We start from the raw sequence: 25182 nt of genomic DNA, 5'->3' as shown, positions 1-25182 counted from the left end.
GTAACTAATGAATCGGCCAGCCACCCCCTTCAAAACCATGTCGAGCTTTGGTATAAATAGGGCCGCCATGTTCAGATTTAATTCGAGAAACTACAGGTGGCTTAGGAGTTGGACGAGGATTACCACCTGTTTCGCTTCCTGGACATGGAGCAGATATACACTGGATATCACCACCTTCTTCCCCTAAAGCCTTAGTAGTAAAATTTCCACCTTCTTCACCTAAAGCCAAAGTAGTTACATCAGTTCCACCTTCTTCACCTAAAGCCAAGGTAGTTACATCAATTCTACCTTGAGTTCCACCTTGAACTTGTTCAGCTTCCGCTTCTGCTAGCTGTTCTTCAAAATCTAGTTCTAGCAATTCTAAATCAGAAAGATTGAGTCCAAAAGGGTGATGCATAAAATTTTTTCCTGAACCTACAACACAATTAATCAACAAAATATCGCCAACAGAAAGTTTGACAATCATGAGGGATGTTAACAGTTAACACCTTGATTAGTAGTTATGCAATTTAGACGTGCATTAGCTTACTTTTAGCTATATTTATTTAGCTATTTTTTAGCCTAATCCAGCTTGACGTTTTGTTCTAGCCATTTTGGCTTATTTGCCTAAAAAAGTTGCCAAAATGGCTATGATTAACTTTCAAAAATAATTTTATTTTTTATTTAGTTCATACCAATTAAAAAAATATAACCACCTGTAGGGGAGGGGTCTCTCTGCCGACAAAAATGGCTCTTACTTGTGGGTGGCTGTATTTAATTTTTAATTAAAAATTAATTCATTAATGCATCAGCAACTTCAACAATTGTTCTGTAATCGGAAAACCAGTTTGTTTTTCAAAATGCAAAAACATCGGGCTAGGATTAGCTTCTAAAAATATATATTCGCCCGTAGGTTTTAATCGCCAATCAATTGCTGTCCACTGTAACTTTAATGCTTGAGTAATCGCTAAACATTGCTGTTTGACAAATTCAGGTACTTCTTTTGGAATTAACTCAGCTTCCATATCTTCGCGAAAATCTAAAGCAGCGCTGCGAATTTCCGCAGAGTAGACGGAATCAGCAATTACATAACTACGAATATTTGTACCGACAATATATTCTTGTAAAGTCACAGGAGAAATTTTTACAGCCAAATTCAAGCGTTTGGGATCTAAATGAAACTCTGTGACTAACTGGGTATGTGCGCCGCCATACACAGGCTTAAAAATAACTTTTTCGTGCGACTGTGCAAACTCTGTAATTGCTTGGGGATCGTTAGCAATCAAAGTTGCAGGAATATTTACTCCCAGTTGTTTAACAGCTTTTAGTTGTAAAGGTTTTTCTTTATGAAATTCGTAAGCTTCCCAGGAATTTACCCATCGACAAGGACAAGCTTGCAGGAGCGATCGCAAAGTACTCATTGAATCATTCAAGGCGATTCTTCTTTGTTCATCATCCTGTAACTCAGGAATATAAACTCCAGAAAACTGTCGCCAAAATACACTTTTAATATCTGTAAAATTTAAGCGGCGTTCGCCTAGGATTAATCCCCCTATTTGTGTATCAGGTTGCCAAAACATTTTTATCTGGGAAGGAAATAAAGCAGTATCTAAATAATCTGCTGTGACACCTGCTTGGGTTAAGGCTTGTTTAATATGTGCAGCATGTGAATCCTCTGCATTACCCAAAATTAAAATATTCATCTTTGTTGCAATCAGACTCTCCATTGAAGAAATCAATAATTAAGCATTAATATTCATTAATACATTTATGATTGCTACAGCAATTATTCTCAGCCAAATATATCAAGGTTATCTGTAAATGGATAATTTAAAATTTAACTGTTTTGCTGACAGTTTTGTAGCCATTTTGGCGAGAAAATTTTGCATAGGGAATTAATTTTGAATTAAGATGTAGTGTATATTAAGATTCCTATCTATTTTCAAAAATATACGTATTTATGTTGATGTCTGACATATCCAAGCTTGGGTAAGCAATACCTCAGCGAAGTAGCCGATACAGAAACCGATGCAAAAAAAATTCATGCAAACATATTTCAGTGTCAGCATACTGATGAGCAATATTGAAAAAACCTGGTTATCTGGGCTATGCACGCATCAGGGCGGAACCTAGCATATAGTTACAAAAAGATATCTCAAAGCGATCTCCTCAGCTCCTTGGCAGGAGATTATGCCATCTTGTCTTCAATTAGATACTATTGATGCTAGATAATGGGAAGGCTTTGACATTTACTTGCCCATCTAGAGCGGAAGAACAGAATTAACTACTATGCGAACTCACTATTGCGGCGAACTCCGAAAAGAAGATATTGGAGAAACTGTTACCTTGTACGGATGGGTAGACCGTCGCCGCGATCATGGGGGCGTGATATTTTTAGATTTACGCGATCGCTCTGGTATTGTCCAGATTGTCAGCGATCCGCAACGCACCCCAGATTCCTATGAGCAGGCGAATGCTCTGCGGAATGAATACGTTGTCGCAATCACTGGTAGGGTGACACAACGTCCCGACGAATCTCTCAATCCTCGCCTACCTACAGGTGAAATCGAAATCTACGCGGATAAAATTGAACTACTCAATGGTGTGCGCAAACAGTTACCATTCCAGGTTTCCACGGCTGACACTGAGTCAGTGCGCGAAGAATTGCGACTGAAGTATCGTTACTTAGATTTGCGACGCGATCGCATGGCGCGAAATATCCAATTGCGTCATCAAGTTGTAAAAGCTATGCGCCGCTACTTAGAAGACGTAGAAGGTTTTATTGAAATTGAAACCCCAATACTGACTCGTTCTACCCCAGAAGGCGCTAGAGATTACATTCTCCCCAGTCGCGTTAACCCCGGCGAGTGGTTTGCTTTACCCCAATCACCGCAATTATTTAAACAATTGCTGATGGTATCGGGTATGGACAGATACTATCAGGTGGCGCGTTGCTTCCGCGATGAAGATTTACGCGCCGACAGACAACCAGAATTTACGCAGTTAGACATGGAAATGAGTTTCATGTCCCAAGAAGAAATTATCCAACTCAACGAGAAGTTAGTTGCTTATATCTTCAAAAGCGTCAAAGGAATTGAGTTACCACATCCTTTCCCCCGTCTTACCTATGCTGAGGCGATGGAACGCTATGGTAGTGATAAACCAGATACCCGTTATGGTTTAGAACTAGTTGATGTTTCTGATGTTTTAAAAGATTCTGGTTTCAAAGTCTTCCGCGATGCGATCGCTCATGGTGGGATCGTCAAAATTTTACCCATTCCCAACGGTAACGATGCTATTTCTAATGTCCGCATCAAACCAGGCGGTGATATGTTCAAAGAAGCCGCTGAAGCAGGTGCGAAAGGTTTAGCTTATATTCGCGTTCGCGAAGATGGTGAAATTGACACAATTGGGGCGATTAAAGACAACCTCAGCCCCGAACAAAAAGCGGAAATTTTACGCCGTACAGGTGCAAAAGCCGGTCATTTATTATTATTTGGGGCGGGTGATGTTGCTACAGTTAATAAAACTTTAGATCGATTGCGGCAATTTGTTGCTAAGGAATTTCGGTTAATCGATCCAGAAAAAATTAACTTGCTCTGGATTACCGATTTCCCCATGTTCGAGTGGAATGCAGATGAAAAACGCTTAGAAGCATTACACCACCCCTTCACAGCCCCCCATCCCGATGATTTACATGACTTAAAAACCGCTCGCGCCCAAGCTTATGATTTAGTATTTAACGGCTTTGAAGTTGGCGGTGGTAGTCGGCGGATTTATCAGCGAGATGTGCAAGAACAGGTGTTTGAAGCTATAGGTTTATCGCCAGAAGAAGCCCAAAATAAATTTGGCTTTTTGTTAGAAGCTTTTGAATATGGAACACCGCCTCATGGTGGTATCGCTTACGGTTTAGATCGATTAGTGATGCTATTAGCTGGGGAAGAATCCATTCGCGATGTCATCGCTTTTCCGAAGACACAACAAGCCCGTTGTGTGTTAACAGATGCACCTTCTGGAGTTGATGCGAAGCAGTTAAAAGAATTGCACGTTGCTTCAACTTTCAAACCAAAAACTTAGGCGATAATTCGTAATTCGTAATTCGTAGTAAGGACTTTAGTCCTTTGTTGGGAAGCACTGAAGTGCTTACTACGAATTAATCATCGTCAAGAACGGGAAAATCTCGCCCTGAAATTTTCCTTGTGTGAAGTGATGCATCTTCCTTCAGCCAGATGAACTCAACTGACAACTAACAACTGTACGGGCGGGTTCACAGATATCCTCAAATATTCATAACGATCTCCCATAAACCCGCCCCTACTGACAACTGACAACTGACAATTCCCAAACAAAAACCCGCCTGAGCGGGCTGACACACAACAAAACTACGCAGAATAAAAGCTTTATTTAGCCAAAATAACGCATTTCCGCTTCTAATTGACGGATTAGCTTTTCGTCACCTTGGGATCTAGCTACTTGCAAACGGCGCTCAATGTTGCGTTGAATGTTTTGTTTGTGCGCTTCTTTAGCTCTGTTAGCAGCTTGTAATCTATTTGTATTCATAAGGATTACCTGGTTAAGTTTTCACTTTTTTATTTTGTTTTCCTAATATAGCATAAATTCCGTAGCCTTTGTTACAGAAATAATTACTTTTTTGCATGTGTATAGATATACTTCTACTATGACTATAGAGCCAGCAAGTATCTGTAATGCATCCTCACCCCAGGAGCAAAAGTTACCACAACCCGGTATTGTGACGTTATTGAGCGATTTTGGCGATCGCGATATTTATGTAGGAGTGATGAAAGGTGCGATCGCGCAAATCAACCCCAACCTCAAAGTCATCGATTTAACCCACCAGATTCCGCCGCAAAATATTGTTGCTGCTAGGTTTTGTTTAATGAATGCTTATCCTTATTTTCCTACAGGGACAGTACATATAGCGGTGGTAGATCCCGGTGTGGGCAGTAGTCGCAGAGCGATCGCGCTACAATTTGCTGGAGGATTTTTAGTAGGGCCAGATAATGGGCTATTTAGTGGCATACTCAGTCAAAATATAGCGATCGCCGCCGTTGAGTTAACAAATTGTAACTATTGGCGGACTCCCCAACCAAGTAACACATTTCACGGGAGAGATATCTTTGCACCAGTGGGAGCTAATCTAGCTAGTGGTGTACCAATTCAAGAATTAGGAACAGCTATCGATCCCGCAACTTTGGTACAGCTAAATATCAGTGAGTGTCAGCAAACTCCAAGTGGTGTCCTCGGTTGTATTCAATATATTGACCATTTTGGTAACTTAGTAAGTAACATTCCTGGAAGTTACGTACAAGGTAAAAACTGGTGCGTACAAGTGGGTGGTTTGACTATCCCTGGTGCGGAAACTTACAGTCATGTGAAGAGAGGAGAAGCGATCGCTTTAGTGGAAAGTAATGGCTGGGTAGAAATTGCTATAAATAACGGAAATGCACATTTACAATTACAGTTAAACTTGCAAGATAGTCTAGAAATTATTAATTATTAGACTAGTGACTACTACAGATGCTCAATCCAAATTGATTAATTATGACTACACAAACATTATCCACACCAGCAGTTTATCAAGGTCAGTTTGGGGAATTTACAATTACTCAGAGCGATCGCATCGGTGTTATCATCTACCGTGCGGGATTAACGGGAGCAGCAGTTAGTTTGGCAATTGGTAGTGCTTTAGTATTATTCAACAATCAGCCAATAAATTATCACATCCTCACTCTGCTATACGCCTGTTTTACTCTGGCTCTCGGCGTGAGTTTATTCACCATTCATATATATATGGTGATACTGCACAGATTGTTACAGGTTTTTTGGGCAATTGGCACCATTGCTGCAATCGGATTGGCACTATGGAGTCAGGAACCTTTAGCTGTTACCGTTTACAATCATCCGCTTACCTTATTCGGAATTGGCTTTACCTTTGTTGCGCTCACAGGTATTTATTTCAAAGAAGCTTTTTGCTTTAATCGCCTAGAAACCAAATTCTTAACTTTTATCGTACCTCTATTATTACTCGGTCATTTAGTCGGAATTTTACCTGCTCAGGCGGAACAAGTTATATTAGGAGCTTGGGCAATTTTATTTTTAATATTTGCCTTGCGTAAAACGGTGCAAGCAATTCCTGCGGATATTGGAGATAAATCTGTCTTTGCTTATTTGAAACAACAGCGTTCAGCAAAGGTTTAATGCAGAAGAGAAGAAATCGTCGGTGGCTGAAACTTCCCAAAATTACCTTAATCAAACGCCAAGAAATCTGGACATTAACGGCTCAGGGATGGATAATTGCGATCGCTCTCATCGCTAGTTGGGTAATTTTCATAATTACTCATATACATCCATTTCTAGCCGTTACTTCTCCTCTGAAATCAGCAGAATTTATGGTTGTGGAAGGATGGCTACCAGACTACGCATTGCAAGAAGCTGTCACTGAATTTCAAAATGGTAATTATCGGCAAATAATTACTACAGGAAGTCCCTTAGAAGTAGGAAATTATTTAACTGAATATCATAGTTTTGCAGATGTATCAGCAGCCACTTTGCAAAAATTAGGTTTACCACCAGATAAAGTGATAGCTGTACCTACACCTATGGTAACTAAGGATCGTAGCTATGCATCTGTAGCGGAATTTAAGCGTTGGCTATCCCAAGCAAATCTACAGCCAGCATCAATTAATCTGGTATCCTTAGATGCCCATACTCGCAGGAGTTGGTTAGTTTTTAAAAGATTACTGGCTCCGGAAATTCAAGTCGGTGCGATCGCTACTAAAACCAGAAATTACGAGCCTCAGCAATGGTGGCGTTATAGCGAAGGGGTGCGCACAGTAATTTATGAAGCGATCGCTTATATTTATGCCTTATTATTTAATTGAACAGTACTTAGGGACTTCCAAGTAAAAAAATATTCCATTACTATTGTTCACTGTTGACGGTTGACAGTTCACAGTTAACAGTCAACTGTCAACCGTCAACGACTTGAACGGAATAATTTATTTTTTGGAGTTCCCTTAGGCAACTTGCATATTATTTTCAGATCGTAGTCAGGATTTCAGTCCTAACATACGAAATGAATTGATAAATTTTTATCTACTCAATTTTAATTGCCATAAATAAGGATTCATACTGCTTTGTTGCTTCTGGAGGTAAGGGCAGTAAAAATTCACTTTTAGCTAAAACTTCTTGGTTATTTACTAACAGATTCCTTAATTGCGCAGGAATTTCTGAAGCAACAATATTGGGAGCAATTGGCGAATTAGTTTTGCTGAGTACAGAAATATCCTTGGCGATCGCACTTTGCAAACAAAAATCCATCCATTGATTAGCTAAGCTATCTTTTTGTGCGCCTTGAGGACGTACCCACAAATCAGCCCATATGGCTGTTCCTGATTTGGGAATCACTGCTTTGAGGTGGGGATAACGCGATAGGACGGGGATAATATCCTCAGACCAGCCAACAGCTAGCCAAGTATCCTCAATAATTAAGGGTTCAAGGTAGGTGTTAGAGTTGTAGAACTTGACTTGTTGATTTAAAGCGCGTAGTTCTGTTTCTAAATCTGGTACTTGGTCGATATTTTCTGTATTGTAGGAATTACCTAACTTTTTTAACACCAGACCAATGACTTCTCTAGGGTGATTGAGTAGAGAAATCCGCGATCGCAATTCACTGCGCCACAAATCACTCCAATCTGTTGGCGTCCATCCTAATCCTTGGAATTTTTTACTGTTATAAACAATCGCTGTACTACCCCAACGGTAAGGAACACCCCACACTTTTCCTTGAGGATCGGGATTACCATTATCGTTGCGTTTTACCAAATTCTTCCACCGCTCGTCTAAAGCTGACCATTGTTTAATCTCTGCTTCATTCAACGGTTGGATCAACTTTTGCTCAATTGCAGCTTTTAGCCAAAAATCACCCAATGACACCAAATCAGCTACTGGGGTTTTTTGTGCTTGTATCCAAGGGATATAACGACTCCATCCTTGCTCATCTTTCGATTTGGGCTGTTGTTGCCAATTTTGTAATTGTTTAAATAAATCTTGTATCTGTTCTACAGGTGCAAATTTTAATTGCTCTTGTGACTTCAAAGCTTTCTGAAATTTATTAACTACCTGAGCAGGTATAGAACCTTTTAATAGCTGTACTTTCAGTTGAGTCTGGCTGCTTCCATTACAGCCAATCAGCAGTTGTGAAAGTGCTAATGTACCTGTGGCTAATAAAAAGGAACGTCGATCCATTGATGTTTAAATATAAAATTTCATATTATAACTTTCTTCCGCCTGGAAGTACCGGATTTAGCCAAGTGCATCCCAGTTTTGGTGATGGGAAAAAATGATGGGACTTAACATGCCACAATCAACAGTAAAATAACACTAGCATAAATACTGAAACTAATTGTATTTTTTGATTTGTTATTTTAATTTAGTATTTTGAGTCGGTAATTAAATCATTTTGACCTGTAACAATACTTTTTCGGGTTTTTGTCTGGCCAATTTTTCTAGGTTACCTAAATTACTTAATTCTTAATTATTTCTTTGGTTTCTGATTAAATTGTCATCCTTCCGTAATAACTAGTAGAGCCAAGCAGGAAAAGGGATAAGTGACACAAAATTCTTTTTAACAAACTCATGTTTATCCTCTAAAACAGATGACTGAATCCGCTGTGATTTGTCTAGATTAACGGAAAAATACCGAAAAAATTGAAAGATTTAGCAGCTTTATTCTGGTTATTGGAAAGTAACAACGTTGAGCTTAATATTTCTTAAAATAATTGGTAAAGTTTAACATCATAAATATTGAGTTATGTTTATAAGTAATGAAATTAATGTCACATTCCTACAATGGATGGGAAAAATTAAATAATTCATAAGTATTTTTAAGGTTGCCAGTAAATTGAATAACATAGAGAAAATATGCGGATTAGGGTATTAAATGGAGCCATTACAAAAGCAGATCATGACTCTGAGCTATAAACTGGATGCCCTCTGCCAAGTAATTGAGGAACTGGACAATAAAGTTTCTCAAACTTTGTCAGAGTGCTCTTTAGCTAGAACCCAGGCAAGAGAAAGTTATTCAGAAAATAGCGAAGCCTTACATTACCATCAATTCAAAGCTAATCTCAATTTCAATCCTGACATGGAACACAAAGATGTGTTGTCAGACGGGATTTATCCAGATATGAATCGTCAAGGTGGAGAAAGAACCATTTCACCAGAAATTCAAATACAACGACTAACAGCTCAATTAACAGCAGCGTATAATCGCATTGCAGCCTTAGAAGAACAATTACTGCGGGAGAGAATTCACTAATTTATTTATAGGAAATTTCTGAGTTTTAGCATCCGCTATTGGTGATTGAATCTGCTCAAACGCTCAAGTTGTTGTTCAATGGCTTCCAAAAGTTGTGGTTGCTGCCAACCTAGACTCAGACTAGCAGCGATCGCAGCTCCTCCAGCGCCCATGCCTTCTTTCACAAAACCCTGCTCGTAAGCTTGGAGTTGGGGATAACGAGAATCAGCAAAACTCAGTTGAGTTGCTAATAGGGGTGGAACCTCTCCACCCCTAATCATGCTTGTTTTAGCTAAATTCAGAGCTAATTCCACTGTACCGCCTGTAGGATCTTCGGCTACCCAGCGGGTGGTACCCACAACCACCTCTGCTGTTTGCCAAGGTAAATTGTAGGTTTGGGCGATCGCATTCATCAAGGCATAAACTGCCAACATTTGCGTCCCACCAGCCAGCAACACACCACAGCGACGACTAGCAGCGATCGCCATTCCTGCAACTACCACCTGCATCGGATCGCCTACAGCGGCGACTAATTCTAAAGGATCGAGGGAATTTGAGTTTTCTTGCATCCTGGCTAAACCGGCTTGTACCAAAGCCGATTTTTGTATGTGGTTACACACTGGATGACTACTGTTAACTTTCCCCTCAGCAGCTATGCCCAAACCCTGTAAAATTGCCAAGGCGGTAGTCGTACCGCCGACTACACATTCACCTAAAATTAAATAACTCTGTGGAAGATTTGCAGCCAGCACCGCACCCCAATGTAGGCCTTGCTCTAGTAGGTGCTGGACTGTGGAAAGTTCCATCGCCTTACCCAGACTTAAACATCTAGCGGGAACGCCTCCCAAATCAATTGTCGGTACTGCTGGGGTTTGGGGTAAGCCAGCATTCAATAAATAAACTGGAGTTGGTAACGCTTCAACCACAGCGCGGGAAATCAATACAGGTGAAGCACCCGCAGTTAAAGGTGGTAAAGGATACTTGGCTTGATGTTCTGCTCCGTAGGATAAAAATTCAGCATCAGCACAAGCAGTTAACTTGCGGTCTTCTGGAGTCTTTCCCGCCGCCGAAATCCCCGGAATTAAGCCAGTTTCCGTAAAACCTAAAATACAAGCAAATATAGGCAAGCGATCGCGGTACTTATTAATCCAGGCTTCACCCTGAGGAATTTGGGTATAAATATTAATCATAGGTTGGTCAGTAGTCAGTCGTCAGTGGTCAGTTGTCTTTTTTGCCAATGACAAATGACTATTATTCATAATCCATTAAAACTTGTACCCAACGTGGCGGACGGGGGATGGGATTTCCTAGACGATCTAAGAGTAGCCATGCTGCTAGGTGGACGATAAATAAATAAATAAAATTATTTAACATAATCAGAGCGATCGCGCCGACTTGAATCCAAAAAATACTGGGATTGCTTAATAACCCCAGCTTGAGGAATAACCACTCCGCTAACTCTGTGACTTGGTTGATCGCATAAACCCACAAATCCTCACCAGACAACAAAGATAGTAACCAGACGCGGAAAAAGGCTCCTAAAGTACCTAGTAGCATACCCAAGGTAATCGACACTATCCAGGGGGCACGACGGTTCCATGTGGTTCCTAATAGCACGCCCATCACGCCAAAGGGCATAACAAATAACAAACTCCGCACTGGCCCCATTAATACCGCCAGCAGTAACCCAGATGTGACTGCTGCCATACTCGCAGCTCTTCGCCCCCAACGGAGATAAACCAGCGCAATCGGGATGGGAAAAAATATCCGTAAAACTGGCCCTAAGGGAAAGTAAAAATTAACAAACCAAATTAAACTAGCAGTACTCGCTAAAAAAGCCGTTTCCACCATTCTCAGAGGTGCATCAACCTTGAGTTTGGGCGATCGCAGTTTGTCTTCATTGCCAAACTTCACATGACTACCTTGTTTGTCTAACTCTGAATTTTGACTAATTGGCGATGTTGAAGATGGGCTTTGCTCAGGTTCCTCTGGCAGAGAATCTAAGATACTCATAAGCTATGACGCATTTAAACTGTATATTGACTCATCAGCTTGTCGCTTTGCCACTTGTCATTGTTCATTGTGTCCTTTCCGCAAATGACTAATGACTAATGACAAGTGACAGCTTTCACGAAAAATGTTCAATTTAGACGCGTTTAAGCTTCAATTGACAAGTTTTTAAACGATCATTCGTTCCAAAGCTGAGATATCGGGAATACAAATAATATCCTGATCCCGTTTAATTAAGCCTTTCTTTTCTAACCTAGTCAACACTCTTGTAACTGTTTCCCGCGCCAGCCCACTTAAACTACTTAGTTCTCGATGTGGTAAATTAGGTATTTCCGTGCCTGTTTGTGCCTTTTTACCTTGTCCTTCTGCCAAAAATAGCAAAGTATCTGCCACTCGTGACTGGCTGTCAGATTCCCGCAAGCGCAGCCGACGATTGACTTGGCGTAAGCGTCGCGCCATTAATTGCGCTAATCGCATTCCAGCTAGGGGTTCTGTTTGCAGTAACTTGACAAAGTCCTGTGACGGCATACTGCCAATTATTGTGGGTGTTAGAGTAATTACATCGGTAGAGCGAGGTACTTCATCTAACGCCGCCATTTCACCAAACAATTCCCCCTTACCCAGAATATTCAACGTCACTTCTTTGCCTTCTAGGTTATAGGTGCGAATTTTGACCCATCCATCCACAATAAAATATACAGAACCACCCCAGTCATTTTCCAGTAGAATTACCTGATTGGCTGGGTGAGTACGAGTCACAAGATGGGTGAGAGCTGATTCTACAACCAGTTCGGGCAACCCTTGAAAAAAGGGGGCCGACGCGATCATCCAGGGATTTACAGGCGTTTGCACGCTATATCGGTCTTCCATTACAACATCTTGATTACATACTTATTAAATAAAGCTGTTGGGTATACAACAAACGCGATCGCTATATTCAGCCTCAGCTATCAAAACACAGTCCTGTAACAAAATAAAACTAAACTATGATACACAAGAAAGCGATATAAACCTAGAAACAATTATGCATCAAGCAGATTGTGGTTTTTGAAGTCTTGGTTTGGGAGCTAACTCTAAAGAAAGCCCGATGACTTCAAAACACAGGTAACCATCATTAATGATACTCAAGGGAGTTAATTTTTGCTAACCTAAAACTTTTAGCTGTTTTTGGCTCAAGGCAGAAGATTTAAAGGGCAACGGGCAACACTTCCCTACGGGACGCTACGCGAACGGCAGAGCTTCAGTGCATCGCCGTCAACAGTCTGTAGGGGCGGGTTCACCGAGATTCGGATTATAAAAGCGAAGATATTTGTAAACCCGCCCCTACCACCGTCAACCATCAACCGTCAACCGTCAACCGTCAACCGTCAACCGTCAACCGTCAACACCCCTGATTACTAGTTGCTGGTTAGGTACACAAATTGTTTTTTTACCAAAAGTAGTTTAATAACTGTGGTATTTTTTTTGTTTTTTTATGCTATGAAATCTGAGAAGCTATAACATTACTTGTTTGGTGAGCAAGGACAGCACCCAGTAGACTGTTGTGCTGCTGACGCTACCAAACATCTGTTGTCCTCTCTGACTTTCAGTAGCTACCAAGCCGATTTTCGTAAATAGTTACTGAATTAACAATCGCCAAGATTGCCAAAAGCGATCGCATCAACACAATTGCACCCAACAACTCGACGGGTAAAAGCCAGCCCTTGTAACTTTAATTATTGTAAATTAATTTCCTCGCCAATTTAACGTAAATTTCTACATAAGGTATCTAAAGTGACTTCTCACACAGATGAAATTCAAAAATTGATCGCAGATATTGACAATTTACTTGCCAGTAATGGTAAGCGTCTGTCTAAGTTGTTGTCTGGACAGTCTCAAGAGCCAAGAGAGGTTCTAGAGCGGACTCGCGACTTTCTGGGGAGATTGGCAGAAACTACAACTTTAGCGGCGGATGAGCCAAACAAACCCGCTGAACAAAAAACTCTATCGCCTTTGTTAGCAAAGTTTGTTGAACACAATCATCAGTCTGTAAGTGAAAACCAGCAAGCAGAGCAAGAACAAATTACTACAGCTATCTCGGCTTTAATTCAGCCAATCAAAGCCGAATTAGCTGGCTTATTACAAGAGCGAGCGGCGCTAGTACAAGAAATTCGTCAGCTAGAGCAAAGAAGACTACAGAGCCATTCCCTCAGCCAACAGTTGGCAAATCAAGAGCAGATAATTAACGAATTTTTACAAGTTTTAGGCAATCGCTTGCTGCCTAGTTTAACTGCCCAGTTAACTCAAGGTGTAACCAATTCACCTGTAACAGTAAATCCAGGTGGTATATCCGAAACATCACCCCAAGGAGAGCGCCTATCTAAGCTAGCCAAGGACTTAGATCAACGCTTACTCTCCTTAGATGGGACTGTGAATGTAGTCTTTGAAGCACTACAGCGGAATATTCTTACTTACCACGAATCCCTATCGCAAGCCTTGGCGAGAATGCACAATCAAGGATTACAAGGCGAACAGGTAATGGTCGGCTTTGTCAATAACTTGACCCAGTATATACAACAATTTCCCGGCGATCGCCCAGCTTTATCAATTAGCCAAACCAGCAGCGATTCAGTTGATCATCAAACCCCAATCCAGCCACAGCCAGAAGCACCAGATCCTACCACAGAAGATTTAGATACGGTGCTGTCGCAACTGATTGCAGATGCAACCCCACCTACCCCACAAACTCAGGCGGCAATTCCGAATACATTCCTGGTAGATAGTTCCCCAGCGGATGAAGTAGATCAACTGTATGCGAGCTTGTTTAGTAGGGAAAATATTCCTAACTCACTTAGAGCAGTTTCGCCGCCACCAGTAGTAGCGGATGCAGTCACCGCCGAAGAAGATACTTCTGGAGCAGATCTATTAGATTTAAGCGTTACCGATACTCCAGCGGCGGATACTGTGTTAGAAACAGCCGCCACTTTGCCAATTCCAGAGCCACCCATACAGCAAACCGAGCCATCACCAGAATGGCAAGATTTATTTTTTGACGAAGCCACAGAGACAACTAGCTCGCCACCAGAAGTAGTTACTGTCCCAGAAGCTCAAGCCAATCAATCTGGTATTTATACGATTACAGCCCTGACAGAGCTACTAGGGGATGGAGATACAGAAATCCTTCCAGCCTTAGAATCTGTTAACGAAGTTATTAAAACTACAACATTCACGCCTAAAACCGCCAAACCAGAAGTAGTAATTCTCGATGAAGAGCAAAATCAATCCTTCGATAATTATATTCCGGCTTCAGCACAGGAAAATTTGCTAGAGCCAGAAGTAACTCCTACCATGCCAGAGATTACCTTGGATGAGGAGCAGTTGCAATTATTGGATGAAGATTTAGCTCAATTTGATGGGTTACTAAATTCTCCATCCAAGCTAATTACTAGTTGGGTGAATAGCAACAATCAAAACCATCAAGAACAGTTACAAAAAGAGTCTACTACTAACAATGAATTACCACAAATGGCGGCGGGTGCTGCGCCGCAAACAGAGCCGGAATTACACTTTAGCCCGATAATTGAAAAAAAAAAGCAAGAGACAACAGCCGATGCAGCAAGCCCTTCTTTGTCTGTAGCACACAGTGGAAATCAGCCAGAAGTCTCATTAACAAATAATCAGGAATCGCGCTGGTATTTAGGAATTGATTTAGGAACGACGGGAATTTCTGCGGCACTGTTAAATAGTTCAACTTTTGTCGTTTATCCGATCTATTGGTTAGCAGAAAACCAAGCCGGAGCATCTGCTTTTCAACAATCATTTAGGTTACCAGCAGAAGTTTATCTTCCCACTGCTTCTGTCAACCAAGGTGAGGGGGAAAATGCACCAGCATCTGACTTAATTAAGACTTCCTACTCGGCGCAGTTGAAACCATATTTACAACTAGCTATTCCCTACAAAAGTGCTAGACAAAAATGGGAACCCGTACTGCAATTTAACGAATTTTCTGCGGGGCCGTTAGTTTGGGTAGTGCGATCGCTCTCTAAACTACTATTAACATTAAAATCCGATCGCCAAAGTACTACTCAAGGTTTAGCCGCTGCGGCTGTTGGTTTAGACGAGCAAAGTTTTCGCAATATTATCAATAATCTTGCCGGGGCAATCTGCACTTGTCCAGCTAGTTGGTCAGAACAATATCGCTTTAATGTGCGGGAAGCATTGCTGACAAGTAAATTAGTCCAACATCCCCAGCAAGTCTTTTTTGTCGAAGAAGCGATCGCTAGTCTTTTAAGCTTACTCAATGCTAGCAACGGTGAAACGGTACAATTAAGCAGTAATCAAGGTTTGCGCCCGATTCAAATTAACGAGCAGCCTTTGCTAGGTAATACCCTAGCGCTGAATATTGGCGCAACCGCCACCGAAATGGCATTAGTAGATTTAGCAGAAAACTTCCAAGAACTAACTCATAATGATTTCATGCTCCATAGCTTTGCCTATGGTGGCAAGAGTATTGAGCAAGATATTATTTGTCAATTATTAGTACCACCAAAATCTCGCCAATCGCGTTCAGAAATTGTTGGGGAGCAAATTAGCTCTCAGCCAGGATTGTGGCGCTCGAATATTCCCGGTTTAGACTACATGCATTGGCAAAGTTTGGGTTTGGAAGAATTAGAACTTCCCCGTGTGGGAGAACCAGATATTAGCGCTCGCGTTCGTCTCCAGCAGCGTTTAGAAAGTTCGCTGTTAGGACAAGCGGTACTCGATGCAGCATTAGCTTTGAAGTTGATTTTACAACATCAAGAATCTTTCACCTTAGATTTAGCTGACCAGCGTTGGGTATTGCAACGGCGAGATTTAGAAAGCCAAATCTTAGTTCCCTTTGTGCGCCGCCTAAATCGGGAACTGAACAAATTGTTGGTTGCTCGTGGTATCCCCACAGAAGCGATTAATCAAGCTATCTTAACTGGTGGGGTTGCTTCCATTGGTACAATTAACCGTTGGCTAAAACAAAAACTACCCAACGCCAAGATTATGCAAGATGCATATTTGGGTGAAAATGGCGCTCCCAATTGTAGCCGAGTTGCCTATGGTTTAGCGATGTTACCTTTACATCCCCAGGTTTTAGAACTAGCCAGACAACAATACACCGATTATTTCCTGTTTACAGAATTACTGCGGCTATTACCAGAACGTGCCCTATCTTTTAATGAAGTTATCCAGTTATTTGAGGGTAGAGGAGTTAACACTCGCACTTGTCAGCAACGCCTGTTAGCTTTCTTAGAAGGGGAATTACCTGCGGGTTTAATTCCTAATGGCGTAGATATTAACTGGCTTACCCAAAGTTCCCAAGAGAACCCAGATTATCATGCGATCGCATCTGCTCCTCTATTTGAAAAACAAGGTAATCTCACCTATCGCCCTAATTCTCAGCAACTTCTAGCTTTACGTCGCTATTTAGATGCAATTAAAGCTAGTACTCGTCAATCTTTGGAAGAACCATATACCCTCAATTTTTCCTTAGAAGTTGCTCATTAGTTTGGGGATTTCTAAATTAAAAAACATCCCCATTATTAATTTACCAAGCACGCAACTCGTAGGGGCGGGGTGACCCCCACCTGTGTCAACTTAAGCTAAAAGCTATATACGGCGAGTGTTGTACAAAAACCCTCGCCCTCATCCCCTCACCCCTTCTCCCCCAGGAGAAGGGGAATTAAATCTCTTGCTCCCCTCTCCCGGTGGGAGAGGGGTTGGGGGTGAGGGGAAAAACCTTGCTACAAAGCTGGTTTCGCGTTAAGTTGACACCAATGGGTGACCCCCCGCCCCTAATAATCCTGTCAACCCCATGTGGTAAAAATATTCGTTCTAGAATCGCATCGTTATATCCCAATACGGTTCAGTTAAGGATAATTGTAGGTTGGGCTTACCGTGTGTAAACCCAACAAACTCCTGGAAATGTTGGGTTTCGTTCCTCAACCCAACCTACGCAACTTAAGGTTTTTGGCGCTAACTGAACTGTATTGCGTTATATCCTGGCAAATCTGGATTTAGCATAGATACATAGCAATCCTATGCAATTCGCATCGCTAACTACTACGCATTTTTACATATCACTGGCTTGCTACATCCTCCGGAAAAAATACTGAAACTTTATAATACTCATTAAATTCCAAAGATTGTGTAAAGTTGCCGTTGATATTGAAAAAAATTGTCTATATTAGCACTCAGTACAACTCTCGGTGGAAACGGAAAATTACAGTAGTAACGGCTAAGTCCAGTAAAAACCGAAGGCTAATTATGTCCCTATCTACTTTCACTACTGATGTTAAAGATTGTATTGTGGATAATTTAACTTTATTGAGTCAAATTGATTCTGTAAATTTATCTCCACAACCTTTACACCCTTCTATCAGCAGCAGAAGAAAACGATTGATCGATATTCTCGGTGCAATTGTTGGACTCGCGATTACGGCTTTAGTTGCAGTTCCCGTAGCAATAGCTACTTTGATTGATAACCCTGGGCCAATATTTTATAGCCAAGTGCGTTGTGGTTTGAACGGAAAACCCTTCCGCATGTGGAAATTCCGCTCAATGGTTGTCAACGCTGACAAGCTCAAGCATTTGGTAAAAAACGAAGCTCAAGGTCACATTTTTAAATCCGTAGACGATCCCCGCATTACTCGTGTGGGTAAATTTCTGCGTCGTACCAGTCTAGACGAATTACCTCAATTTTGGAATGTCTTAAAAGGAGATATGAGCCTAGTAGGTACTCGTCCACCAACTCCTGATGAGGTAATCAAATACGAACCGCATCACTGGGAAAGATTGCGTGTCAAGCCAGGTATGACTGGAGAATGGCAAGCTAACGGTCGTTCCAGTATTATCAATTTTGAAACGATCGTCAGTATGGATATCGATTATCAGCGTAAGTGGTCTATAGTTTACGACCTGGGTCTAATTTTTAAGACGATCCAGGTAGTATTGTTGAAAAGCGGTGCTTATTGAATTGTTGCCACTCTTGTCAGTTAGGGTGTGCCTATCTCGAGATGAGATAAAGTTCAACATTATGAATTCAGACATCCTATTTGATCCGGGAATTTATAATATTGAATTTTGAGTTGTTTAACCTTTCACCCCACTCCCAGTTTCTGTAGGTACGATATAGCGTTGCAAGAAGAGAAACAGAACCAAGACAGGGGCTATAGAAATTACCGAACCCGCAGCTACCAAACGCCAATCTAGAGAAAACGTACCTGCAAGCTTGGCGACTCCTAGGGGAAGGGTATACAAACTTTCGTCTTGAATGACAATCAACGGCCAAAGAAAGTCACTCCATGAACCGATAAAGACGAAGATAGCCAGGGTTACCAAAGCCGGACGAATAGCTGGCAACATAATAAACCACCACAAACCTAACTCGGAGCTGCCATCCATACGGGCAGCTTCTTCTATTTCTTTGGGAACGCTCATAAAGGCTTGTCGCAGCAGAAAAATCCCAAAAGCCGAAGCTAAACTGGGAAAAATCATTCCTAAATAACTGTTTCTCAAGCCGATTTGCACTGTCAAAATATACAGGGGAATCATCACGATTTGAAACGGAATCATAATCGTGGCGACAATGGCAGTAAAAATCCAGTCTCGCCCCGGAAATGAGAGTCTAGCTAAGGGATAAGCAGCTAAGGCGCAAAATAGCAAATTTAAAGCTACAGTCAGCAAGGCTACCATAGTGCTGTTATACAAGTATTGGGCAAAAGGTAGGGACTGCCACACATTAAAGAAATTATCTAATGTGGGTTGACTGGGTAATAATTGCGGTGGCGACTGCAATATATTTTCTGTAGGGGATTTTAAGGCAGTGCTAATTAACCAGAGTAAGGGAAATAGCGTTAGGATGGCGATCGCTCCCAACAATCCATACATTCCTAATATTTGCAGCCGTGATTGGTAACGTTGCCAATTAATCATCTGTTTGGTGAATGTTGTTTATCTGACAGAGCGCAAAAATAGCTTTAAAAGATCTAAATAGGTTGGCGTAATTAAATATAACTGGCAAAGGCTGTCATTGGTCATTGGGAAAAGTTTTAAGTATATTTACGTTGTATAGTAGATTTTTTCGGCAATTACGCAAAATGCGATCGCGTTCATAACGAAGGGGTTCACTTTCATAACCAAGGGGTTCACTTTCATAACCAAGGGGTTCACCTTCATAACGAAGGGGTTCACCTTCATAACGAAGGTGTTCACCTTCATAACCAAGGGGTTCACTTTCATAACGAAGGGGTTCACTTTCATAACGAAGGTGTTCACCTTCATAACCAAGGGGTTCGCTTTCATAACCAAGGGGTTCACTTTCATAACCAAGGGGTTCACTTTCATAACGAAGGTGTTCGCTTTCATAACCAAGCTTCTGTCCCAGTCTACCCCCTTGCTCCCTGCTCCCCTGCCTCTTGTTGCCCTATACCCTTATCTGATTCTCTGTAGCGACGAAATTTAAAGGTTTATCCCAATGTGCAACGGGTAATTGGGGTAAATAAGCAAAATCAAAGATAATTCCGATAGTTGGTTTTGTCGCCCATTCTGGAGAACTTAATAAGCGATCATAATAACCGCCGCCATAACCTAAACGATATCCTTGGCGATCGCAAGCCACGCTAGGAACTAAAATTAAATCAACCTCCTCCGGCTTGATAACTGGGGCGTGGGGATGGGGTTCGCTAATACCATAACTGCCGATTGCTAAACTATCTTCAGGATTCCACAAATGCCAAGACATAGATTGACCCACACAACGGGGAAATCCCCAACGGTATTTGTTGTCTGTAAATAGCGGACTTAAATCTGGTTCTTGGCGAAAACTAAAATAAGCGAGTATGGTTTTAGCTTGAGTAAACAAAGCAGAATTTTGCAGTTGGTGACAAATGCGATCGCTTTTTTCTCTCCATTCGTTCACCGACATTAATTGGCGTTGTTTCAGCAGAGTACGCCGGAGTTTGGTTTTAGCTAATTGCGAATCATCTACAATCATTTTTAGAGATTTACAGTAAATACATGCATCAATAGGGGCACAATATCTTGTACCCCTAGAATTATCTCTACTTTAAGTCGAAATCTGCTGTATGGTTTTGCGCCATCAAGGGTATATCTTCACACCCTTACTGCCAGTGTATCTACACTTTACTCAAGAATTTATGACCGTTATTGTTAACAGGCTCATTATTCACCCCCTCATTATTCACCGCCTCATTGTTAGCAGTGTTATTGTCAACAAGGTTAGTGTTAGCACTTTGGACAGTCACAAAATTTTCCCGACCGGTAATTAATCTAGAGCGACGATTTCGAGTGATGTAATTCCACGCCCACTGAAATACTACTAGTAATTTAGTGTCAAACTCAATTAAGAAGTAGATGTGAATGATTAGCCAAAATACCCAAGCCAGGAAACCTGTGAGTTTGAGCGGGCCTAAATCAACAACGGCTAAATTTTGCCCAATCATCGCCAAACTACCAACGTGGTTGTAATGGAATGGTGGCATAGTATAGCCTTGAAGCCGTAGTTGAATAAGTTGAGCTACATATTCACCTTGTTGTTTGGCTACAGGTGCAACACCAGGTAAGGGTTTACCATCTTCATGGGAGAAGTTACCTAAATCTCCGACAACGAAAATGTTTTTATAACCCTTGATAGTCAAGTCTGGTTCAACAATCACCCGTCCGGTGCGATCGCATTCTACACCTGTACGTTCTGTGAGGACTCTCCCCATTGGTGAACCTTGAACACCAGCAGCCCACAATATAGTTTTTGAGGTAATAGAAGTTAATTCATTGTCTTTTTTGAAAGTAACAATATCATTTTCAATATTGGTGACTCTGGTGTTAAGTTGGATTTCCACACCCAACTTGCGTAAAGATTTGGCTGCGACTTTCGATAAATCTGGCGCAATGTGTGGGAGGATGCGATCGCCACCTTGTAAGAGGAGAATTTTCGCTTCAGAAGTGTTGATGTTGCGGAAGTCTTCTGTGAGGGTTTTGTATGCTAATTCGGCGATCGCACCTGCTAATTCTACACCTGTGGGGCCACCACCAACAATCACGAAAGTCAATAAAGCGCGGCGTTTTTCGGGATCGCTTTCCTTTTCTGCGGCTTCAAATGCGGAGAAGATCCGGCGACGCATTTCAATCGCATCTTCAACAGTTTTCAAACCAGGAGCTAAATCTTTCCAGTCATCTTTACCAAAGTAGGAGTGATTAGCACCAGTGGCGACAACTAAGGTATCGTAAGGTACGACATGACCATCCAAAATCACTGTTTGTGCTTGGGGATCGATATCAGTTACTTCTCCCAACATTACACGGGTATTTTTGCTTTTGCTGAATACAGCTCGTAATGGCGAGGAAATATCCGCAGGTGATAAAGTACCTGTAGCAACTTGATATAAAAGCGGTTGAAATAGGTGAAAGTTACGTTTATCGATGAGAGTAATTTCTACATTCGCATGAGCCAGAGTCTTGGCTGTATAGAGTCCACCAAATCCTCCACCAATGATTACAACCTTATGTGGTGCTTTCTTTTGAAATGAAACGACCATAAGAATATTTCCTAGTGTTAAGGGAGTTGTAACTTTTCTTTACAAACATCTAACAATATGAGAATCAAGATTGCCGTTTATTGAGAACATTTTAAGAAAATATAAAAGTAGCCATGTGTTACAGAAATTTTTTGATTTCAATGTATTGATGACGTGAAATTCAATGAAAATCAGTAGAGAAGACCAAGAAACCCTCGAACGTCTAGAGGAAGAGTTATGGCGTGAAGAGACTCGCTTTGATATGGAACGGATGAACGAACTGATTGCTCAGGATTTCTTTGAGTTTGGACGCTCTGGCCGCATTTATCCCAGAGAACATACACTTGCTGTAGCGCGTCAAAAAATAGATGCTGTCTTTCCCCTACCGGAATTTCAGGCTCGCTTACTGGATGAAAACACTGCCCAAGTCACCTACAATAGCGCTGTGACTTATGATGGAGTTGTCGAGTATGCACGCAGAAGCTCTATTTGGTCGCGCAATCATAGCGCTTGGGTACTTCGCTTTCATCAAGGTACACCATTTCAGCCTTGAAAAAAATGATCGACACAATTACCTATAGAGCGCCAGAGATTGGAGATGAGGCGCAAATTAGTGCTTGCATGTGCGCTTCTGCGGAATTATGGGAACTCACAGATGGGACACCAGAAGGTCTTGCTGAATGGAAAAAAATTTGCGCTCCAGCAGAATTAACAGACAGAATCCTGAGTGGTGAGAGAACACTCATTGCAATAGAAAATCAGATAGTTGTTGGTTTTATTGCATTTCGTAGAGGAAATCATCTGTCGTTGTTCTTCGTCCGCAGAGATTTTGCTGGGAAAGGAATCGGGAGAGAACTTTTCACTCGATGTAGCAATGGTCTGGATAAAATCACTGTCAACTCATCTGATTTAGCTGTAGGCTTTTACCAAAAATTAGGGTTTATTCAAAGTGGCGATCGCTTTTTCAAAAATGGAGTATGGGCGACACCAATGAAGAAAATTAAAAATTAAAGACATCCGACATTGTTGACTGATGACGGTTGACGGTTGACGGTTGACGGTTAACAGTCAACCATCAACATGAAATCCCACCTGCTTGTTAGGAGACAGGTTTGTCGCCATCGTCAGAAATGTACCATCGCTAATCACTACACCAGGAGCGAGAATACATCCGGCTCCTAAAAAGACATCATTACCAATTTTGACTTTTTTGACATACAACATTAAGTTTTGCTTGCGGGGCTTAATGACATGGGAAGAGATCGCGATACGATGCCCCATAACCACGCGATCGCCTATTTCAATTAAACCGCGATCGGCAATCTCTAATCCTGGTGTCCAGTAAACATCTCGCCCTACTTTTGCACCCCACAACCGCAACCAACAGGAAAATACTCCCGGAATTAGCCGTAATATCGCTTCAAAAACCGGAATTGTAATGTAAATCACCTGAATTTGATGACTACCCCACCAAGGACTATATTCTTTACCACGTAGATAACTAATACCTTCTTTTACAGGGTAAGCCCATTGATGTAAGCGGTAAACTAGCAATGGCAATCCGTAAATTGCAAACAACAGTGCCAAAATACTAAAAATGTTAGGTGAATAGGCAAGGTAAACGATTGCAGCACCAATAATAATTAATATAAAAGTAGGAAAAAATAACAGAATTGTGCTTAAAAAGGTCATTTGTTAGTTGTCAGTTGTCAGTTGTTATTCTCCACGTTCTGTCTATTCTTCATGAAAAAGGGAATAAAAGTTTTTGAGTCAAAGTTAATGAAGTGGAAATTCCGATTGTAGATGGTAACTCTTGATTTTCATAATAAGTACCATGTAATTTATCCCAAAATTTGAAATTTGCGCCATAGTTGCAATTATAAATTTCACTGCAATGATGCCAAGCATGATCCTGGGGGAGGATTAACCAAGAAGAGACAAATTTATATAGCCAGTTATTTGGAGAAATCATTAAGCGGCTATGTCGCCATAAATCTAGGGCAGAAGTTAAGCTAACTCCTAGTAAATAAGCTGTTGGGTTTGCTAATAAATATAAAAATAAAGGATGTATCCATAAATAAATGATGATAAAACTTGCCCAAGCTGTATTACGTGAAGTTCCTAATACATCCATCTGCGTTACTGTATGATGCACTTGATGCACTGACCAGAAAAATTTGCTATGCAATAAACGATGGTTCCAATAATATAAATAATCTACTAAGATAAAACTGATAATGAAACTAACAATTGATGATAATTGGATAATTCCTTTTTGATTGGGTAATAAATAATGGTAAAGCCAATAGACTAATGTAGCTTGTAGTAAGGGAATTAACATGCCTTGAATCGTTAATCCTATCCCATCTATGAGCCAATCTTCTCGGCTTTTTAATTGTAGTTGCTTTCTCTCCAATGGATTGCTAATTGTCCAGCCAACTAATCCCATAAAAGCAATAAAAATTATAATTTGTGCCAGGTTTTGCATATTTTATTAAATAATTTCTACTTCTTATTTATACTTACTGTACAATTTTATTATAAAGAATTTAATCTTTAATCAAAGCCAAATACCGTAGGGGCATGGCACTGCCATGCCCGAAAGCGCGTACATTGAAATACGCTGTATTAATACGTTGGGCAATGCCCACCCTACTTTGTTATGTTATTTGGGAAAATCGCTCGGAAAATCAGAGAATATTAATTACGAATTACGAATTAATAATTCTTCTCTCACATTATTTGCAGATTTAATTAAATCGGCAGCTTTTTCGCCAATCATAATTGTCGGTGCATTTGTGTTGCCGGTGGTAATTGTTGGCATAATTGAGGCATCTACAACCCGCAAACCTTCAACACCATGTACTCGCAATTGCGGATCTACAACGGCTAAGGAATCAGTTCCCATTTTACAGGTACCCACTGGATGATGTGTTGTATCGCAGGCTTCCCTAACATAAGCTTTCAGCGCTTCATCGCTAGATGCATTAGCACCAGGCGCGATTTCTTCATCTCGGATGTTATCAAATGCTTTGGAGTGGAATAACTCACGGATAATTTTAATTCCCGCAACAAACTTTTGCAGATCTGATTGACTTTGCAGATAGTTCATCTGAATGACGGGTGAGTCATTCGGTGAAGCGGAACGCAGACTCACATAGCCTCGACTTTCGGGACGCATGAGACAGGCTCCAATTGTGAAACCTGGGACTTCGCGCATATAGGCTGGAGGTAAGCTGTTGTGCATTTAAATTGTGATAACAGCGTCGCCTTTATTTTTGAGTTTTCGCCCCCATTTAATAATTAACTCTCCTTCATTTAAAAGTTGATGTA

Annotated in this window: 24 protein-coding genes; 10 read left to right on the top strand and 14 right to left on the bottom strand. The window is 41.1% G+C overall.

Annotated features, from left to right (window positions below):
- Positions 1-4: 4 nt before the first annotated feature.
- Positions 5-397, bottom strand: coding sequence for a hypothetical protein (locus H6G41_RS16080; protein ID WP_190747275.1), 393 nt, complete (start codon positions 395-397; stop codon positions 5-7).
- A 382-nt stretch (positions 398-779) separates the two neighbouring features.
- Complete coding sequence (locus H6G41_RS16075) at positions 780-1682, bottom strand: MvdC/MvdD family ATP grasp protein (RefSeq protein WP_190747191.1); 903 nt, start codon at positions 1680-1682, stop codon at positions 780-782.
- 586 nt (positions 1683-2268) lie between these two features.
- Between H6G41_RS16075 and aspS the strand changes: the two genes are divergently transcribed.
- Complete coding sequence (gene aspS / locus H6G41_RS16070; RefSeq protein ID WP_190747190.1) at positions 2269-4056, top strand: aspartate--tRNA ligase; 1788 nt, start codon at positions 2269-2271, stop codon at positions 4054-4056.
- Positions 4057-4383: 327 nt separating this feature from the next.
- Here aspS and H6G41_RS16065 read toward each other — a convergent pair whose 3' ends face one another.
- Positions 4384-4539 (bottom strand): hypothetical protein, encoded by a 156-nt coding sequence (locus tag H6G41_RS16065; RefSeq protein WP_190747189.1) that lies wholly within the window; start codon positions 4537-4539, stop codon positions 4384-4386.
- A 118-nt stretch (positions 4540-4657) separates the two neighbouring features.
- Between H6G41_RS16065 and H6G41_RS16060 the strand changes: the two genes are divergently transcribed.
- Genes H6G41_RS16060 through H6G41_RS16050 form a run of 3 tightly spaced genes read left to right on the top strand, consistent with a single transcriptional unit; the run spans position 4658 to position 6881 of the window.
- A complete protein-coding gene (locus tag H6G41_RS16060; RefSeq protein ID WP_190747188.1) occupies positions 4658-5500 on the top strand; it encodes an S-adenosyl-l-methionine hydroxide adenosyltransferase family protein in 843 nt (280 codons plus the stop codon).
- Positions 5501-5541: 41 nt separating this feature from the next.
- Positions 5542-6198, top strand: coding sequence for a DUF2301 domain-containing membrane protein (locus H6G41_RS16055; protein ID WP_190747187.1), 657 nt, complete (start codon positions 5542-5544; stop codon positions 6196-6198).
- Positions 6198-6881, top strand: a complete 684-nt coding sequence (locus H6G41_RS16050) for a YdcF family protein (RefSeq protein ID WP_190747186.1) — start codon at positions 6198-6200, stop codon at positions 6879-6881. The genes H6G41_RS16055 and H6G41_RS16050 overlap by 1 nt, the downstream gene beginning before the upstream one ends.
- 214 nt (positions 6882-7095) lie before the next feature.
- Here H6G41_RS16050 and H6G41_RS16045 read toward each other — a convergent pair whose 3' ends face one another.
- Complete coding sequence (locus H6G41_RS16045; RefSeq protein WP_190747185.1) at positions 7096-8247, bottom strand: extracellular solute-binding protein; 1152 nt, start codon at positions 8245-8247, stop codon at positions 7096-7098.
- Between the two features lie 694 nt (positions 8248-8941).
- On the opposite strand from H6G41_RS16045, the gene H6G41_RS16040 reads away from it, so the two are divergent.
- Complete coding sequence (locus H6G41_RS16040; protein WP_190747184.1) at positions 8942-9319, top strand: hypothetical protein; 378 nt, start codon at positions 8942-8944, stop codon at positions 9317-9319.
- Between the two features lie 35 nt (positions 9320-9354).
- Here H6G41_RS16040 and cobT read toward each other — a convergent pair whose 3' ends face one another.
- From cobT to H6G41_RS16025, 3 genes are all read right to left on the bottom strand, one after another.
- Positions 9355-10488, bottom strand: coding sequence for a nicotinate mononucleotide-dependent phosphoribosyltransferase CobT (gene cobT, locus H6G41_RS16035; RefSeq protein WP_190747183.1), 1134 nt, complete (start codon positions 10486-10488; stop codon positions 9355-9357).
- 61 nt (positions 10489-10549) lie between these two features.
- Positions 10550-11311, bottom strand: coding sequence for a DUF2232 domain-containing protein (locus H6G41_RS16030; protein WP_190747182.1), 762 nt, complete (start codon positions 11309-11311; stop codon positions 10550-10552).
- A gap of 165 nt (positions 11312-11476) precedes the next feature.
- Positions 11477-12178, bottom strand: coding sequence for a Crp/Fnr family transcriptional regulator (locus H6G41_RS16025; protein ID WP_190747181.1), 702 nt, complete (start codon positions 12176-12178; stop codon positions 11477-11479).
- Positions 12179-12475: 297 nt separating this feature from the next.
- On the opposite strand from H6G41_RS16025, the gene H6G41_RS16020 reads away from it, so the two are divergent.
- The 3 genes from H6G41_RS16020 (at position 12476) to H6G41_RS16010 (ending at position 18289) form a co-directional block, all read left to right on the top strand.
- The gene (locus tag H6G41_RS16020; protein ID WP_190747180.1) at positions 12476-12709 is read left to right on the top strand and encodes a hypothetical protein; all 234 of its coding nucleotides are present in this window, start codon (positions 12476-12478) and stop codon (positions 12707-12709) included.
- A 372-nt stretch (positions 12710-13081) separates the two neighbouring features.
- On the top strand, positions 13082-16822 hold the full coding sequence (locus H6G41_RS16015; RefSeq protein WP_190747179.1) for a hypothetical protein: 3741 nt from the start codon (positions 13082-13084) through the stop codon (positions 16820-16822).
- A gap of 759 nt (positions 16823-17581) precedes the next feature.
- Positions 17582-18289, top strand: a complete 708-nt coding sequence (locus tag H6G41_RS16010; RefSeq protein WP_190747178.1) for a sugar transferase — start codon at positions 17582-17584, stop codon at positions 18287-18289.
- Between the two features lie 117 nt (positions 18290-18406).
- Here the strand turns inward: H6G41_RS16010 and H6G41_RS16005 are convergent, their stop codons facing one another.
- From H6G41_RS16005 to H6G41_RS15990, 4 genes are all read right to left on the bottom strand, one after another.
- A complete protein-coding gene (locus H6G41_RS16005) occupies positions 18407-19249 on the bottom strand; it encodes a carbohydrate ABC transporter permease (RefSeq protein ID WP_190747177.1) in 843 nt (280 codons plus the stop codon).
- 126 nt (positions 19250-19375) lie between these two features.
- On the bottom strand, positions 19376-19681 hold the full coding sequence (locus tag H6G41_RS16000; protein WP_190747176.1) for a hypothetical protein: 306 nt from the start codon (positions 19679-19681) through the stop codon (positions 19376-19378).
- A 58-nt stretch (positions 19682-19739) separates the two neighbouring features.
- Entirely contained in the window at positions 19740-20309 is a 570-nt protein-coding gene (locus H6G41_RS15995; RefSeq protein ID WP_190747175.1) for a 5-formyltetrahydrofolate cyclo-ligase, read from the bottom strand.
- Positions 20310-20451: 142 nt separating this feature from the next.
- Entirely contained in the window at positions 20452-21870 is a 1419-nt protein-coding gene (locus tag H6G41_RS15990; protein ID WP_190747174.1) for an NAD(P)/FAD-dependent oxidoreductase, read from the bottom strand.
- Between the two features lie 163 nt (positions 21871-22033).
- Between H6G41_RS15990 and H6G41_RS15985 the strand changes: the two genes are divergently transcribed.
- Positions 22034-22402, top strand: coding sequence for a DUF4440 domain-containing protein (locus tag H6G41_RS15985; protein ID WP_190747173.1), 369 nt, complete (start codon positions 22034-22036; stop codon positions 22400-22402).
- Positions 22403-22407: 5 nt separating this feature from the next.
- On the top strand, positions 22408-22860 hold the full coding sequence (locus H6G41_RS15980) for a GNAT family N-acetyltransferase (protein ID WP_199316190.1): 453 nt from the start codon (positions 22408-22410) through the stop codon (positions 22858-22860).
- Positions 22861-22917: 57 nt separating this feature from the next.
- Here H6G41_RS15980 and H6G41_RS15975 read toward each other — a convergent pair whose 3' ends face one another.
- The 3 genes from H6G41_RS15975 to H6G41_RS15965 form a co-directional block, all read right to left on the bottom strand.
- On the bottom strand, positions 22918-23541 hold the full coding sequence (locus tag H6G41_RS15975; RefSeq protein WP_190747172.1) for an acyl transferase: 624 nt from the start codon (positions 23539-23541) through the stop codon (positions 22918-22920).
- A gap of 49 nt (positions 23542-23590) precedes the next feature.
- A complete protein-coding gene (locus H6G41_RS15970; RefSeq protein ID WP_190747171.1) occupies positions 23591-24337 on the bottom strand; it encodes a sterol desaturase family protein in 747 nt (248 codons plus the stop codon).
- Between the two features lie 216 nt (positions 24338-24553).
- Positions 24554-25096, bottom strand: a complete 543-nt coding sequence (locus H6G41_RS15965; protein WP_190747170.1) for a GMC family oxidoreductase — start codon at positions 25094-25096, stop codon at positions 24554-24556.
- Between the last annotated feature and the right edge of the window lie 86 nt (positions 25097-25182).

Origin of the sequence: Tolypothrix sp. FACHB-123, assembly GCF_014697075.1 — a bacterium.
GTDB lineage: Bacteria > Cyanobacteriota > Cyanobacteriia > Cyanobacteriales > Nostocaceae > Aulosira.
Note: the sequence above shows the minus strand (reverse complement) of the source record. Positions and strands in the feature narration are given on the sequence as shown.